This is a genomic window from Sphingobacterium sp. KH_072 (assembly GCF_057837975.1).
In genome coordinates, this window is sequence record NZ_CM174457.1 from 2,129,603 (window position 1) to 2,145,877 (window position 16,275).

Below are 16,275 nucleotides of genomic sequence, written 5' to 3' on the forward strand. Positions count from 1 at the left end.
TATGAAAACCATTATTAACAAAAAAGGCTGCCTCAACAAATGTGAGACAGCCTAGCTTAGATATTACCTAATTTAAGACAACATAAGGTAGTATTTGTCAATAGGTTATCGCCACCCACCTCCCAATGCTTTATAGAGCAATATTTGATTGATTGCTCGTTCTTTCATCACGCTTACGGCATTTATCTGGGCATCTACGGCTTCTTTTTGCGCCGTAAAAATATCCAAGTACGTTACCCGGCCAGCGAAGAATAATTCGTTTGCCGCATCGATCGATGCATTCAAGGCTTCTACATTATCAATCACATGCACCGCACGATCTTCGATTGCCTCTTGTGTCTGCACGATGTTAGATACTTCGTTGAAGGCATTCAATACGCGTTTTTCATACTCCAAAAATGCCACGCCATAATTGGCCTGCATCATGGCATACTGCGTTTGCAGGTTACGTTGATTGAAGATGGGCATCGTGATGCTACCTAAAATGCCATACGTCACCGAGCGGTTTACATTGAATAACTGATCCAAATGAAAACTTTGCAAACCTAAATATGGGCTTACTGCTACCGATGGCAAGAAACTCAACCGAGCTGCTTCTTGTTCATTCGCCGAAGACAACATGCTAAAGTATGCGGAGCGTATATCTGGACGGTTGTTCACCAACTCATCTGGTGTACCCACTTGCAGCGTGTCAAATAGTGGCCAAGTCGATTTGTCTTGTGTTGCTCGCGCAATAGGTTGATAAAAACGACCGATCAGCGAATTGATGTGATGCTCCCACATCACGATCTCTTGTTTCACCAATGCGCGACTTGCTTTAGTACCCGACAAAAGCGCTTTAAATTGCTGCACGCCTAGCTCCGTTGCTTTACCGGCTTCTTTTTGTATCTGCATCAATTCCAATACATCTTCATGCAATTGGATATTCTCATCGTACACAGTGACCTTACGATCCAGCGCCATCAGCTCATAGTAGGTTTCCGCAATGTTAGATACCAATTCGGTTTCCAACAGTCGTCGTGCTTCATTCTCCGCGACGATGGTCTGAAAGGCTGCCTCGCGACGATTGCGCAGTTTGCCCCAAAGATCCAATTCCCAAGAGGAACGCAGACCAACAAAATAATCAGGAATAGCTGGCTCTGGAATCTTTTCCTTAGCGGTCAAGTTTTCCGAAAAATTGGAATCGTAGTTACCAATTCCTTCTTCGGTATAATGTCCGTATTTGACCAGACCCGCTTCTGCAGCCGCTTCCAATTGTGGCAACAAGGCTGCTTTACGCTGTTTGAAATAAGCTTGCGCGGATTCGATACGGCGAAGCGCTTGCTGTAGATCCCGATTCTGCACGAGTGCCGTATCAATCAGCGAAACCAGGAGTTCATCCTTGAAAACGCTGCGCCAAGGTAAGCGCGCCAGATTTTCGGCGGAGTCGGCAGCGGTATCCGTGAATGATGCCGGTGTGGCCATCTCTTCTGGCTTCGCCATTTTCTTAGGAACGGTACACGAAGAGATAAACAGACCACAGAAAATCACTATTCCAATTATTTTTGTACCCGTAGCTCTACGCTTTTCTTTGGTTTTTTTGGAGAATAAAACGATCAAACCAGGGATAATTATAACGCCGAGCAACGTACCGATCACCATACCGCCTACGGAAGCGGTACCAATACTGCGGTTACCCAAAGCACCAGCACCAGAAGCCAACATCAACGGAATTAATCCGGCTACGAAAGCAAAAGATGTCATCAAGATCGGGCGCAAACGCGCCACTGCGCCTTCAATAGCTCCATCTAGAATACTCGCTCCTTGTTTTTGCTTCAAGATGGCATATTCTACAATTAGAATCGCATTCTTCCCCAACAAACCAATCAACATGACGAGTGCGACCTGCGCGTAGATATTATTCTCGAGTCCGAATAATTTTAGGAATAAGAACGCTCCAAAAATACCAGCTGGCAAACAAAGAATAACTGGAAGTGGCAACAAGAAACTCTCGTACTGTGCACATAATAAGAGATACACAAATACCAAACACAAAGCAAAGACATATAATGCCTGATTACCCGATATTTTTTGCTCTCTGGTCATCCCTGACCATTCGATACTAAAGCCTTGCGGCAATGATTCGGCCACTTTTTCGACCGCTTCGATGGCTTGACCTGAACTAAATCCAACAGCGGCTTGTCCAGTGACCATGGCCGAATTAAACATATTGTATCTCGTAATCTGCTCCGGACCGTATACACGTTTCATTTTGATAAATGCCGAATACGGCACCATGCTATTATCTTTGGTCTTCACGTGCATTTGCAATACATCTTCTGGACGGCTACGCGATTGTGCGGTGGATTGCACCATCACCTTGTACATCTGTCCATAACGGATAAAGTTGGTCGCATAAAAACTTCCCATCAGCGTTTGCAACGTATTCATAGCATTTTCTACCGAAATACCCATTTTGGCTGCCAAATCGTAATCAATCTCCAACAAGTATTGCGGAAAATTCACATTGTAGGTTGAAGTAGCTGTTTCAATAGCCTCGTTTGCTTGCAGCTCTTCCAAAAAGGCATCCAATACTTCTGCTGTCCCTTGCAAATCATCATTACCAGACCTGTCTAATAAGCGCAACTCAAAACCAGATGAATTACCAAATCCAGGTACCGTGGGTGGTGGAAAAAACTCAATCACCCCATCACTAATATGCGCCGTCTTTTCTTGCAAGATGCGGATTACATTATCCACTGATTCTTTTCGATCATCCCACGATTTGAGGTTAATCATCCCCATACCATAAGACGAACCCGAAACTTCCGTGACGATACTATAACCTGCTAATGTAGATGCCGTTTCGACCATCTCCAAGCTACGCGCAATCTCATCGACCTCGTCGAGCACGCGCTCTGTACGATCGACGGTTGCACCAGCTGGCGTGGTGACCGAAACGTAAATCATTCCCTGATCTTCCGTAGGAATAAAACCAGATGGCAAAATGGCACTACTGCCCCAAGTGGTTATGAAAAAAATCACCAACAATCCGATCGTGAGAAAACGTCGGCCGCTGGTACGGATTAATAAATGCTTGTATCGGCCAGATATGCGATCGTAAACTTTGTTGAAACCTCTAAAGAAGCGGTCTAACCATGTATTCGTCTCTTTCTTATCGTGTGGCGAGCGCAGCATAATAGCACATAGTGCTGGCGTCAATGTCAAGGCATTGATACCCGAAATCACAATCGCTGCTGCTAAGGTTAACGAAAACTGCCGATAGAAAATACCCACCGGACCATCTAAAAATGCGACGGGAACAAACACGGCGGACATGACCAAGGTGATAGCAATTACGGCAGACCCTACTTCTTTCATGGCCGATAGCGTGGCTTCAAAAGGTTGCATGTGCTCGTCTTCCATCTTGGCATACACCGCTTCGACGACGACAATACCATTATCCACCACAATACCAATGGCCAACACCAAGGCAAATAAAGTGAGTAAGTTGATTGAGAATCCCATCATCTGCATAAAGAAGATCGCACCGATCAAACAAACTGGCACGGCTAGAATCGGAATCAACGTCGCTCGGAAATTTTGCAAGAAAATGAATACGACTAAAAATACGAGTAGAAAGGCTTCCACCAAAGTTTTCAATACACTGGATATGGAAGCATCTAAGAATCGCGACACATCGTAACCCATCGTGTAGGTCATTCCCGATGGGAATGAAGATCCCTTCAGCTCGGCCATTTTATCCTTTACACGTTGGATTACATCTTGCGCATTGGATCCTGGTAGCTGCTTCAACATGATAGAAGCCGAAGGCCGGCCATCCGTTTTGGACATCATTTCGTAATCCAAAGAGCCAAATTCTACGTTGGCTACATCACGGATTCGGATAATGGTACCATCTGAATTGGCACGAATCGGAATGTTTTCATATTCGGATATTTCCGAAAATTTACCGGGATATTTCAACACATACTGTTGCATGTTGACCATCTTATCCGAACTAATTCCCGTTTGTCCGGGGGCGGCTTCGATATTTTGTCTTCGCAACGCTTCAATTACCTCATCCGTAGAGATAGCGTAGGCCGTCAATCGTGAAGGTTTCACCCAGATACGCATCGCATAATCGCGCATACCCATGATCTGAGCAAAGCCCACGCCTTCAATACGTTTCAGCTCCTTTAGGATGTTGATGTCGGTAAAGTTGTAGATAAAGCGTTCATCAGCTGTTTCGTCGTCGGTGAATATATTGAGGTACATCAACATACTGTTGACTTCTTTCTCGGTGGTTACACCTGCCTTGATGACTTCTTCGGGCAATTCGTCTAACACGGTCGTCACCCTATTCTGGACGTTGACGGCCGCGATATCGGGATCAACACCAACTTTAAAAAACACTTGAATTAGCGTTGTTCCATTATTGGTGGTGACGGAGTTCATATACGTCATGCCCGCCACACCATTGATCGCGCGCTCTAGCGGAATCGCGACGGCATTGGTACTTACTTCGGCATTGGCACCTGTATAGTTTGCGGCTACCACCACTGATGGCGGTACAATATCCGGAAATTGTGTAATCGGAATTGTGAATAGGGCTAATAAGCCCAAAAGTGTTATAAATATGGATATAACCAGCGATAGCACTGGTTTTCTTATGAAATTCTCAAACATGCTTAGATCTTAGTCTTCTTCTACAAACTTGGCTGGTTTTGGATTGATGGTCATGCCATCACGCAAACCTTGCAGCCCTTCAAACACCACTTTATCATCTTTATGTAATCCTTTATTGACTACATAAAAATGACCGACACGCTGACCTGCGTCGAATGGTGTCATCTTAATGGTGTTGTCTTTCTGTAGTACATAGGCGTACACCTTGTCTTGTATTTCTACGACCGATTTTTGATGTACAAATAGCAAGTTTCCTGTGGCTAGTGGCACCGCAATCTTACCGGAAGCACCATGGCTTAGCAGTAGTTTGTCATTTGGGAAACGGGCGCGCAGTGAGATAGATCCTGTTTGCGACTCAAATTCACTTTCTACAATCTCGGCAAATCCTTTGCTGGGGTAACGATCACCATTAGCAAGTAGCAATTGTACTTCTTTACGGTAGCTATTCCGGTTGAAGTTGGAATCTTTGGCCAAGGTGAGGTATTCCGCTTCAGAAATATCAAAGTACACATTGACCTGACTAAGATCCGATATGGTGGTTAACAAGCTTCCCTCGTTTAACAAAGAACCTTCTTTGAGTAGAATACGGTTGATGCGGCCATCAAATGGCGCGCGGATTTGTGCAAAAGAAAGTTGTGTTTGTGCTTGTTGTACCATCGCGTCCGATTCGGCGATCTTGGCTTTTGCGGCCCGCAATTGTACTTCTAGCAATTCGTATTCGGTTTCACTGACGATATTTTTGTCGACCAACTTTCTAGTTCGTTCAATCTCCAGCTCAATTTTTTTAGCATCTGCTTGTGCACTGCTGCGCAAGGCGGTTGCTTTGGCTAATTCGGATTTGTACTCGTCCGAGTTCAAGCGAAATAGCACCTGTCCTTTTCGCACTTGAGCGCCTTCATCCACATGAATACTTTCCAAAAATCCGGTTAAGCGCGAGCGCATTTCCACATTTTTAAAAGCCTGTATATCGGCTATATACTGTTTGTAAACTGTGGTATCCATCTCAATAAGATTGGTCACTGGGATGGATCTACCTGTTTTCTTCGTCTCTGTATCAGCTTCATTGCTTGAGGCCGAGCAGGCAGCCATCATAGACATGGTAGACATACCAATCACCCAAGCAAAAATTCTATTCCTCATAAATAATTATTGTAAAAAACTAAATTGTACATGGATCGCCCACGTGCATCGGGGCCAATAATAAAATAAGAATCTGGAAAGAATTTAGAATGGCCTTAGCCTATACAGAAAGGTGTAGTATCCTGGCGTGAAATGCATCTTAGATACATAATCAGGATGATCTTGATAGCGAAAATTGCTAACATCAGAAAATAAGTAACCTGCAAAAAACAAGAATACGGGGAGTATGCAATTTAATGCTTGGCTGATGCCACGAAAATCTTCGTATACAATCTCTGGATCTTCGGGATCGCAAATCGGATCACCGTCGATATGCATAATGTCTTCTAAGATAAACTCGACTAGAGTGTCGGTCACAATTTCTGATTGCCCAAATAGTATTTCCATATGTCGACTCTTATCGAAGGTGAGCATATTGAGAAAACTAAGTAACGACAGAAGATGAATTATCTTAGTAACCATATCAACAGCCAAATATAGTGTTTATCGGACACTACTACCCACAAATTGTTGCATTAAATAAAGTATATCATGGTAAGCCTATGTAAATTTTACACGACAGACAAAGATTTACTGATTATATCTTATATTTAGCATAAGTATTGAGCGTATTTACGAAACCAATTCATCAAATATTGGTTATAAACCTAGTAAACATGTGGCGTAAGAAAAAACTATCCTGCTATGGCAGTAATGCTTCGAAGCATCCTTTCATCAGGCAGAAATCCGACAAAATATGCGCAACATCTGTGTCATTGACGCAGACAATCGCTAGAGAATTGATTGAATCTGGCAAAAGGTTGAATTAACATTATCTTAATATTATGCACACATGCAAGGACTAATTTTGGCATAATAGATTACATTACATGTCTAAAAAGTACAATCCGAGAGATATCAGTTGGTTAAGTTTTAATGGTCGCGTATTGCAAGAAGCAGCAGATCCAAGTGTGCCGCTATCGATGCGCATCAAGTTTTTGGGAATATTTTCCAATAATTTGGATGAATTCTTTCGGGTTCGGGTGGCTGGATTGAAACGTGCTTCGGAGATCAAAGACAAAACAGCGATGGCCTCTTTCTTCGACGATCCATCGGTGATCTTGGAAGAAGTACATAATATCGTCGTACGGCAGCAGAAAAAGTTTGATCAGATCTGGAAAAATGTCCGGAAAGAAATGGCCAAACAAAACACTTTTATCACTTCTGCGGAAGAGCTCAGCGATGAGCAAATCGCTTTTGTCAAAAACTATTACAGCGAGAAGGTAGAAAGTAATATCATCCCGCTATTGCTGGATGATGTGCGCCCTATGCCCTATCTACGTGACAAGAGCTTGTACCTAGGCATTGCTATGAAGAAATCGCAATGGCTGTACGAGACTAAGTTTGCCATTATAGAGCTACCAACTCGCGTGGTTGGTCGATTTCTGATCGTGCCTTCCGAGCGTAAGAACGACAAGGTAGTGGTCTTGCTGGAAGATGTAATCAAAGTAAATTTACCGCATATCTTTTCTTATTTTGGGTTTGATGAATTTCATGCGCATGCTTTCAAAATTAGTAAGGATGCCGATTTTGACTTAGATAATGACGTCAACACTACGTTAGTAGAAAAGATTACGAAAGCTGTCAAAAATCGGCGTAAAGGAAAACCTACGCGGTTTGTCTTCGACAAAAATATGGATACGAATCTGGTGGAGTTTTTAATCAAAAAACTCAACTTAAGTAAGAAAGACAGTATCATCCCCGGACAAAAAATTCATAATTTCAAGCACTTTATGGATTTTCCAGATGTCTTTAAAGCGTATACGAAACCCGCCGAACGTACGTCTTTTGATCATCCCGCATTTGTGGAAAGACAGCGAATCACAGATGTGATTACGAAAAGAGATATTTTGCTGTCATTCCCCTATCACACCTTCGATCCAGTCATTGATCTGCTTCGTGAAGCAGCTATGGACCCCGATGTGAAATCTATTCGCATCACTATTTACCGCATGGCTACCAACTCCAAGATTGCCAATGCGCTGATCAATGCATCCCGTAATGGAAAAGAAGTGACTGTCATGATGGAACTTCGGGCCAGATTTGACGAAGAGCATAACTTGGAATGGAAAGACCGATTCGAAATGGAAGGCATTCGAGTTCTATTAGGCATCCCCAACAAAAAGGTACATGCCAAGCTATGCGCGATTAAAAAGCGTGCAAACGATAAAACTATTCAATATGGATTTGTAAGCACCGGAAATATCAATGAGAAAACAGCGGCGCTCTATGGGGATTATTGTGTGATGACAAGCGATCGCCGGATTATGGCCGATATCAACAAGGTGTTTAATGCCTTGGAAAAACCAAAAGTAGATCTGGATCATCAGCTATCTGCCTGCAAACACTTGTTGGTATGCCCTACCACAATGCGCAATAGATTGGTGATCTATATCGATAAGGAGATCGCTGAAGTACGTGCTGGCCGTAAAGGACATATTATTATTAAAGTAAATTCTTTAAGCGACAAGGATTTGATCAAGAAACTATATGAAGCTGCCGAAGTTGGTGTAGAAATTGACTTGATTGTGCGTGGTATTTATTGTGCGGTCAATCAAAAACGTTTCAAACAACCTATTCGCGCAATCAGTATTATAGACGAATACTTAGAACATGCGCGCGTCATGTACTTCTACAACGGCGGGAAAGAAGATATCTACATCTCTTCTGCCGATTGGATGACCCGCAATTTGGATCATCGCGTCGAAGCAGCTATCCATATTACCGCTCCAGACATTAAAAAACAGTTGAAAGATATGCTCAATATACAGCTGAAAGATAATGTAAAAGCCAGACTGCTGAATGAAACCTTGAGCAATGAGTATGTAGAAGATGAACAGGAATCTTATCGCTCGCAATGGAAGATCCACCAATATCTACAAGAGCTAACACAATAATTTACTAAAAATATTAGTACATTTGTTTCATAGAGGCGCGCGACATGAAACACTATACGAAAGGCAGAGGTGCTCAATACAATCCACAAAATCGTTTTTTTACGAATGAGTATGGGCAGCATCATGTTGAAGGGATTGACGAATGGGAAGAAGAACCCACGCGCACTTTTCAAACAACGGTACATCCAAAAACGCTAGTCAATAAGGTAGATAGTCCCGATGTAGGTATGGCCTACTCGGCCAATCCTTATCAGGGTTGTGAGCATGGTTGTATATATTGTTATGCTCGCAATTCGCATCAATATTGGGGATACAGTGCCGGTATAGATTTCGAAAGCAAGATTTTGGTAAAGGAAAATGCGCCCGCATTATTTAAAGAATTTATCAGTAAAAAATCTTGGCAAGCGGATACTATTTCGCTCTCTGGAAATACCGATTGTTACCAACCAATCGAACGCAAATACCAACTCACTCGTCAAATACTGCAAATCGCATTGGATCATGGCCAGCCGGTAGGCATTATTACCAAAAATAGCTTGGTACAACGCGATATGGACATTTTGGAGGAAATGGCCAAGAAGCAACTTTGCGCCGTTTATCTGTCGATCAACTCATTGACAGAAGCTACGCGGCAAAAGCTAGAACCCCGAACCGCTACGGCACGCGAACGGCTCCGTACTTTGGAAGCGCTAAGTGCACGTGGAATTCCTACAGGTATTATGTGTGCACCGATTATACCTGGATTGACGGATCATGAAATACCAGCCGTGTTGCAGGCAGCAAGCGATCATGGTGCCCGTTGGGCAGGTTATACTATCGTACGATTAAATGGAGAGATTGCGGTACTTTTTAAAGATTGGTTGGAAAAGACTTATCCCGATCGGGCAGACAAAATCTTACATCAGATTGAATCTTGCCACAATGGACAATTGAATAATAGCACGTTTGGGAATCGTATGCGAGGTTCAGGAAATATTGCCCAGATCATCAAAGACAATTTTAAATTGCATGCGCGTAAATATGGTCTTAATCAAGATACTCATACATTTTCTAAAGCACATTTTAGACGATCCACATCTTCCGATCAGCTCCGCTTATTTTGAAGTGATCGGAAGATATAAATATCGCCTGATACCCTATCAGTTCACTAAAAGTTCGGCTGAGCAGGATTTCTGGTATTAAGCGTATCTGCTGTCGGCATCGTATCACGATGTGCTGTATCTGTCGTAGAAGAAGGTGCCTCATTTGGATCTAGCGTACGATCCTCTGGCATACGTTGTTGTTCTGCTTCTTCACGTGGATGATTGTTGCAAGCACTTAGCGCCAATACGCCTGCTGCTAATATTCCTAATACATAGTTCTTTCTGTTCATAATCTTATTTTATTGTTCAGAGAAAAAACAGCATACACGATTTCTTGTTTATCAATGGTAGGCTTTTAGGTATTTATACCTGCCTAACAAAATTTTGTATACGTATTTAATTGATAAATAATTTTAGTAAAATAACAGTTTAAAATAAAATTATAGTTAAATTTAAATCATAATACAATCTCTATTTATTTTTTTATTAAATTTAATTAATGCCAAACCACTACTCAACAATAGTGAAATACGCTGTGCTTTCACTGCTATTCTTTATATTATCCAAATCTTCGATCGCCCAAGATTCTCTGCAGGTACATCTTGGAGGTGCGTTACGTTTCAATTACTTATATAACTCCTGGGATCAGCAGCAGCGCGATCAAGGTGGTGCTATTCTTTACGATGTATTACTCCTAAATGTAAAAGCGGCTTATAAGAACGTGTTGCTTGATGCGGAATATCGACAATATTCGGCATCTTTTGGAGGTGGGTTTTTAAAACATGCTTGGATGGGGTATGAATTTCGTGAAGGTGAACAGATTCAGGTCGGATTGGCTTCTGTTCCTTTTGGACTCCAGCCTTATGCCTCTAACAATTGGTTTTTCAACATCGGTTATTATGTAGGTTTTGAAGATAATTATGATATGGGTATTCGATACCTGCGCCGAAAGGAACATTGGGATTATGATATCGCTTTCTTCAAAAATGCAGAAACGTTGGATGTAGGTGGAGATGTAGAACTTTCATATAGTCGTTTTGCCTATGATGTCGTAGGGCGCAATAAAAAGAACAATCAAGTCAATGGTAATCTTGTTTATAAGACGCTGGGCACGGTCAAACAACGAATCGGTATCTCTGCGCAATATGGTGGGCTATATAATATGGATACCGAAGCAGTAGGTAATCATTATGCTGGCGCATTGGCCTACGAAGCAGATTACCGAAATTGGAATCTCAAAGCGAGCTTTGTACACGCCGTGATGAATCCCCGAAATGCTGAAGGCGAATCCAACGAAGTGATTGAAATGGCGGCATACGGATCTGCCTATGAGGTAGCTACTAATTTCAATTTATATACCCTTGGTGTGTCCAGACGTATGGATATAAATCGAGGAATATTAAAGCAACTTACTGCTTATAACGATTTTGGCTATATGCAAAAACAACTTCGGTCTTTTGAAAACTCTTATATGAATGTCACTGGAGTACGCGCTAATATAGGCCCAGTAATCACTTACATAGAATACGCCGCTGGATACAACCATTCTTGGTTTGGAGGCAACTTTGTCGATGATTTTAGCCGAGGCAATCCAGATACTAAATTACAAGGAAGGTTCAACATCAACTTAGGATATTATTTTTAAAAGTAATATCCGTTTACAAACTCCGTTTTTATTCTGCTTGATGCTCCCCAGCAGTACGAGCAGGGATGGATACAGCGATCAACACATTGATGGTAACGTGATAATAATCCGATATTTTCAATAGAATTTCCAAAGGCGGCTCTGCGGTACCATATTCATACTTCGAGTAACGCGCACGCGTAATCCCAAGCTGCTCGGCTAGCGCTCGCTGTGACTTGCCCGCTTTGGATCGTAGATAGCGTATGTTTTCAGATAGATACAACATTGTCCTAATTTGGAACAACAATAATACTAATATTTTTAGCTAAATCCATTAGGTTTGTAAAAATTAACAAAACGAATCGGATGGAACGTACCATTGTACATATGGATCTGGATACCTTCTTTGTATCCTGCGAGCGTTTGAAAAACAGCGAATTGCACAATTCACCAGTCATCATTGGCGGTGGTGATCGTGGTGTGGTCGCATCTTGTTCATACGAAGCACGTTATTATGGCGTGCGTTCGGCTATGCCCATCAAAATGGCTTTACGATTGTGTCCAGAGGCTAAAGTCATTAAAGGAGATATGGAAATGTATTCCCAACTTTCGCACACCGTCACTGAAATCATCGAAGAGCAATCGCCGGTGGTAGAGAAAGCAAGTATTGACGAACATTACTTAGATATAACAGGCATGGATCGTTTTTTTGGGGCATATCGCTGGACAGAAGAGTTGGCACAGCGCGTCACCAAGCAAACAGGCCTACCGATTAGTTTTGCCCTTTCGGTCAACAAAACCGTGGCTAAGATTGGTACGGGCGAAGCCAAACCAATCGGTCGCAAGCAAATCGAAGCCAATAGTGTGCGGCCATTTCTCAATCCGCTATCCATACGAAAGATTCCGATGGTGGGCGATAGCACTTTTCAATTGCTATCACGCATTGGCATTCGCCAAATACACACCTTGGCCGATATGCCGGTCGAAGTGCTGCAGCAAATGATTGGGAAAAACGGACTGGATCTTTGGAAAAAAGCCAATGGCATTGATAGTAATCCGGTGCAGCCTTATTCCGAACGGAAATCCATCTCGACAGAGAATACTTTCAGCACGGATACCATCGACTTAGGGAAGCTACGTGGTATTATCGGTGGCATGGTCGAAAAGCTAGCTTACCAACTGCGTACAGAGCAATGGCTTACCTCTACCGTGGTGATCAAATTGCGCTATGCAAATTTCGATACCGAAACCAAGCAATGCCGTGTGGCCTACACCTCAGCCGATCATACCTTATCGTGCTGTGCTTTGGAACTTTTCGATAAGCTGTATAACCGACGTATGCGCATTCGACTGATCGGCGTGCGATTTACCAACTTGGTGCACGGTAGCTTACAAATCAACCTATTTGAGGACACACAGGAAATGGTAGCGCTCTACCAAGCGATGGATCAGATAAAAACACGCTTCGGATACGATAAAGTAAATCGTGCCGGAGGAATTAAGAAATTGGAAAATCCAAAATTCAGCAAACGAGAAAACCCCGAACATTAATATTGAACGCTTATGTACCTCAATTGCCGATCTTATCACAGTCTTCGTTACGGAACGCTTTCTATTGAGGATCTCGTAAAGCAAGCGGCTGCCAGTGGCACAACATCATTGGCGCTTACGGATATCAACACGGTAACGGGCATTTATGAATTTACGCAGACATGTCATGAAAAGGGTATTAAACCCGTCGTGGGCATGGAAATGCGAGAAAACAACGAGCTTTATTACATTCTGCTTGCAAAAAATAGTCGCGGCGTCGGCGCCATCTGCCAATTGCGTACCACGCATAACTTGGAAGAAACTGCCTTGCCAGCAAAATGTCCTGCCCTGCCCGACACGGCGGTCATTTACCCCATGAGCCAAGCTCCTGCAGTATTAGGTGAGCAGGAGTACATCGGTGTGCAACCACACGAAATTAGCCTATTGATCCGCGTACAATGGCAACGCTACCTTCCCAGAATGGTGATCTGCGCTCCGATCACCATCAGTGACGAGGAATCATATCAACTGCACGGCATTTTGCGAGCGATAGATCGCAATGTATTGCTTTCCAAGCTCAGCAAAGAAGACTGCTGTCGCCCGGATGAACACTTTCGGCCAATACAAGATTTGCTCTCCATTTTTCAAGATTATCCACAGATCGTAGCGAATACAGCGCAGTTGTTAGCGAGCTGTTCTTTTGACTTTGAATACACAACACCTAAAAACAAAAAGCACTTTACTGATAGCCGCGAAAGCGACCGATTATTACTCACAGAGCTCACCGAAGAGGGACTGCTTCGACGATATGGAGCTGACCACACGCTGGCTCGGCAACGTGCCGAACGGGAATTGCAAGTTATTGATGAGCTCAAGTTTAGCGGTTATTTCTTGATTACGTGGGATATCGTGCAATACAGCAATAGCCAAGGTTTTATGCACATCGGTCGTGGTAGCGGAGCCAATAGCATTATTGCTTATTGCTTGGGCATCACAGATATCTGCCCGTTAGAATTGGATCTGTATTTCGAGCGTTTCTTGAATCTGAATCGTAAAGTACCACCCGATTTTGATATCGACTGGGGTTGGCAGGAGCGCGATATCATTTTGCGCTACATCTTTGATCGCTATGGCAAAGATCATGTGGCTTTTTGTGGTACCAACATAGAGTTTAAATATCGCTCTATCTTCCGACAGTTGGGTAAAGTATTTGGCTTGCCCAAAGAAGAGTTGGATGCATTAGCTACGCAATCGATGGACCAGCATGATGCCAGCTCCGTGGTACGGCAAATACATCATTATGGCAATATGTTGGAAAAACACCCTAATCAACGGAGTATGCACGCCTGCGGCATACTGATTTCGGAAGAACCGATTACGCAATACTCAGCGTTGGAACTTCCCCCCAAAGGCTTTCCGATTGTGCAATTTGATATGCATGTGGCCGAGAGTATTGGATTGGAGAAGTTCGATATTCTCAGTCAGCGCGGCATCGGCAGCATCAACGATGCCGTGAAAATTATTGCGCAAAATCGAGGGGTTACTATTGACATTCGCAATACGCAAATTTCGAAAGAAGAGGCACAGTGCAACGATCACCTCGCGCGTGGACAAACGATCGGTTGCTTTTACATTGAATCGCCTGCGATGCGCGGACTATTGCGGAGGCTGAAATGCGCCGATTATCGCACCTTGGTAGCAGCATCATCCATTATACGACCTGGCGTAGCGCAGTCGGGCATGATGAAGGAATATATTTTCCGACACAATTATCCTGATCAGTTTGAATACATGCACGATATATTTCGTGTGCATTTGGGGGAAACGTATGGCATCATGGTGTATCAGGAAGATGTGATCAAGATTGCCATGCACTTTGGCGGTTTATCGGCTGCAGATGGCGATGTGCTGCGCCGTGCAATGAGCGGAAAAGGCCGCTCATTAAAAGCACTACAACAGGTGCGCAATAATTTTTTTGATTCCTGCGCCGAAAAAGGGCACGATCCACAGCTCAGTCAGGAAGTTTACCGACAAATTGAGTCGTTTGCTGGTTATTCGTTTTGTAAAGCGCATTCGGCTTCTTATGCGGTAGAAAGTTACCAGAGTCTTTATCTAAAAGTATACTATCCGATTGAGTTTATGGTGGCTGTAATTAATAATCAAGGTGGTTTTTATCGTACGGAGGTATATATTCATGAAGCGCGCATATCGGGCGCTACGATACAAAACCCTTGCGTAAACCACAGCGATATCATCACCAACCTATATGGCCGAGATGTTTATTTAGGTTTTATGCACTTACAAGGTTTGGAATCCAAATTGGCCGATCAGATTGTGGCTCAACGAAGCAAGCAAGGTGCATATATTTCGCTAGAAGACTTGCTTCGTCGTGTACCAATGGGCATAGAAAGCATACAGACGCTGATCTTTATCGGCGCGCTTCGCTTTACGGGAAAGAGCAAAAGTGAGTTGTTAGTACATGCACGCTTGCTATCTGCAAAGTCACAAACTCACCAGCCGGTCTTGTTGTATGAACCTGCGCGCGAATACACGCTGCCTAAGCTGGAGCGATCTGCCTTTGAAGATGCGTTTGATGAAATCGAATTATTGGGATTCCCGACCTCCTGCTCGCCCTTTGATCTATTGCAAATTCGTTATCGAGGTACGGTCATGGTCAATGAACTAACACAACATCACAAAAAGCAAGTGAGGATGCTGGCTTACCTGATCTCGCGAAAGCACGTGCCTACCAAACGTGGAACGATGTATTTTGGCACTTGGGTAGATGTGCAAGGAAACTATTTTGACACAGCACATTTCCCAGATAGTCTGGCCGAATATCCTTTTAAAGGTGGCGGATGTTATCTATTACTAGGCATCGTCGAGGTAGATTACCACTTCCCGACCGTCACTATTCATAAAATGGCTAAAATGGCATTCATTCCTGATGCGCGTTATGCCTATGATCAGAAAAAACAATACGATACACAACGCAGAATACAAGAAGATGTGAGCATGACCAATCGAAAGCCTTATCCGCAAGCACATGAAATCAATCTTCCTCGACAAAAGATGCGTTAACTTTAGGTAAACTCTCTATAAATTTTATATATTTAAAAATTACCAACAGCAAGAAACTAACCATCTGACTATAAAGGTCAATTAACAAAAATACCTATAACTAATTAACATTCAGACCAAAACATACAGCAAAAAAACACACAATAAAACAAACAGTCAAACTAACCATACGTACCGAATAGTCAAATATTTACTTTAATTCAACAATTCACCA

The 16,275-nt window shown here is 43.0% G+C and carries 10 protein-coding genes; 5 read left to right on the forward strand and 5 right to left on the reverse strand.

Annotation, left to right across the window (positions count from 1 at the left end):
- Positions 1 to 105 precede the first annotated feature (105 nt).
- From AC3IRT_RS09910 to AC3IRT_RS09920, 3 genes are all read right to left on the reverse strand, one after another.
- Complete coding sequence (locus tag AC3IRT_RS09910) at positions 106 to 4,668, reverse strand: efflux RND transporter permease subunit (protein WP_489393099.1); 4,563 nt, start codon at positions 4,666 to 4,668, stop codon at positions 106 to 108.
- Between the two features lie 9 nt (positions 4,669 to 4,677).
- Entirely contained in the window at positions 4,678 to 5,808 is a 1,131-nt protein-coding gene (locus AC3IRT_RS09915) for an efflux RND transporter periplasmic adaptor subunit (RefSeq protein ID WP_489393100.1), read from the reverse strand.
- Positions 5,809 to 5,892: 84 nt separating this feature from the next.
- The gene (locus tag AC3IRT_RS09920) at positions 5,893 to 6,195 is read right to left on the reverse strand and encodes a hypothetical protein (RefSeq protein WP_489393101.1); all 303 of its coding nucleotides are present in this window, start codon (positions 6,193 to 6,195) and stop codon (positions 5,893 to 5,895) included.
- A gap of 482 nt (positions 6,196 to 6,677) precedes the next feature.
- Between AC3IRT_RS09920 and ppk1 the strand changes: the two genes are divergently transcribed.
- Together ppk1 and AC3IRT_RS09930 are read left to right on the forward strand one after the other, a co-directional pair.
- Entirely contained in the window at positions 6,678 to 8,744 is a 2,067-nt protein-coding gene (gene ppk1, locus AC3IRT_RS09925) for a polyphosphate kinase 1 (RefSeq protein ID WP_489393102.1), read from the forward strand.
- Between the two features lie 44 nt (positions 8,745 to 8,788).
- A complete protein-coding gene (locus AC3IRT_RS09930) occupies positions 8,789 to 9,847 on the forward strand; it encodes a PA0069 family radical SAM protein (protein WP_489393103.1) in 1,059 nt (352 codons plus the stop codon).
- A gap of 44 nt (positions 9,848 to 9,891) precedes the next feature.
- Here the strand turns inward: AC3IRT_RS09930 and AC3IRT_RS09935 are convergent, their stop codons facing one another.
- The gene (locus AC3IRT_RS09935; protein WP_489393104.1) at positions 9,892 to 10,116 is read right to left on the reverse strand and encodes a hypothetical protein; all 225 of its coding nucleotides are present in this window, start codon (positions 10,114 to 10,116) and stop codon (positions 9,892 to 9,894) included.
- 209 nt (positions 10,117 to 10,325) lie between these two features.
- On the opposite strand from AC3IRT_RS09935, the gene AC3IRT_RS09940 reads away from it, so the two are divergent.
- The gene (locus AC3IRT_RS09940) at positions 10,326 to 11,471 is read left to right on the forward strand and encodes a hypothetical protein (RefSeq protein WP_489393105.1); all 1,146 of its coding nucleotides are present in this window, start codon (positions 10,326 to 10,328) and stop codon (positions 11,469 to 11,471) included.
- A 28-nt stretch (positions 11,472 to 11,499) separates the two neighbouring features.
- Here AC3IRT_RS09940 and AC3IRT_RS09945 read toward each other — a convergent pair whose 3' ends face one another.
- Entirely contained in the window at positions 11,500 to 11,736 is a 237-nt protein-coding gene (locus AC3IRT_RS09945) for a helix-turn-helix domain-containing protein (RefSeq protein WP_489393106.1), read from the reverse strand.
- An 80-nt stretch (positions 11,737 to 11,816) separates the two neighbouring features.
- On the opposite strand from AC3IRT_RS09945, the gene dinB reads away from it, so the two are divergent.
- Positions 11,817 to 13,001 carry a DNA polymerase IV gene (gene dinB / locus AC3IRT_RS09950; RefSeq protein ID WP_489393107.1) on the forward strand — a complete coding sequence of 395 codons (1,185 nt, stop codon included), beginning with the start codon at positions 11,817 to 11,819 and terminating at the stop codon, positions 12,999 to 13,001.
- A gap of 12 nt (positions 13,002 to 13,013) precedes the next feature.
- On the forward strand, positions 13,014 to 16,061 hold the full coding sequence (locus AC3IRT_RS09955; protein WP_489393108.1) for a DNA polymerase III subunit alpha: 3,048 nt from the start codon (positions 13,014 to 13,016) through the stop codon (positions 16,059 to 16,061).
- Positions 16,062 to 16,275 lie beyond the last annotated feature (214 nt).

Coding starts and splice junctions, on each gene's coding strand:
- AC3IRT_RS09910 (WP_489393099.1), bottom strand. CDS start 4,668: ATGTTTGAGAATTTCATAAGAAAACCAGTGCTATCGCTGGTTATATCC.
- AC3IRT_RS09915 (WP_489393100.1), bottom strand. CDS start 5,808: ATGAGGAATAGAATTTTTGCTTGGGTGATTGGTATGTCTACCATGTCT.
- AC3IRT_RS09920 (WP_489393101.1), bottom strand. CDS start 6,195: ATGGAAATACTATTTGGGCAATCAGAAATTGTGACCGACACTCTAGTC.
- ppk1 (WP_489393102.1), top strand. CDS start 6,678: ATGTCTAAAAAGTACAATCCGAGAGATATCAGTTGGTTAAGTTTTAAT.
- AC3IRT_RS09930 (WP_489393103.1), top strand. CDS start 8,789: ATGAAACACTATACGAAAGGCAGAGGTGCTCAATACAATCCACAAAAT.
- AC3IRT_RS09935 (WP_489393104.1), bottom strand. CDS start 10,116: ATGAACAGAAAGAACTATGTATTAGGAATATTAGCAGCAGGCGTATTG.
- AC3IRT_RS09940 (WP_489393105.1), top strand. CDS start 10,326: ATGCCAAACCACTACTCAACAATAGTGAAATACGCTGTGCTTTCACTG.
- AC3IRT_RS09945 (WP_489393106.1), bottom strand. CDS start 11,736: ATGTTGTATCTATCTGAAAACATACGCTATCTACGATCCAAAGCGGGC.
- dinB (WP_489393107.1), top strand. CDS start 11,817: ATGGAACGTACCATTGTACATATGGATCTGGATACCTTCTTTGTATCC.
- AC3IRT_RS09955 (WP_489393108.1), top strand. CDS start 13,014: ATGTACCTCAATTGCCGATCTTATCACAGTCTTCGTTACGGAACGCTT.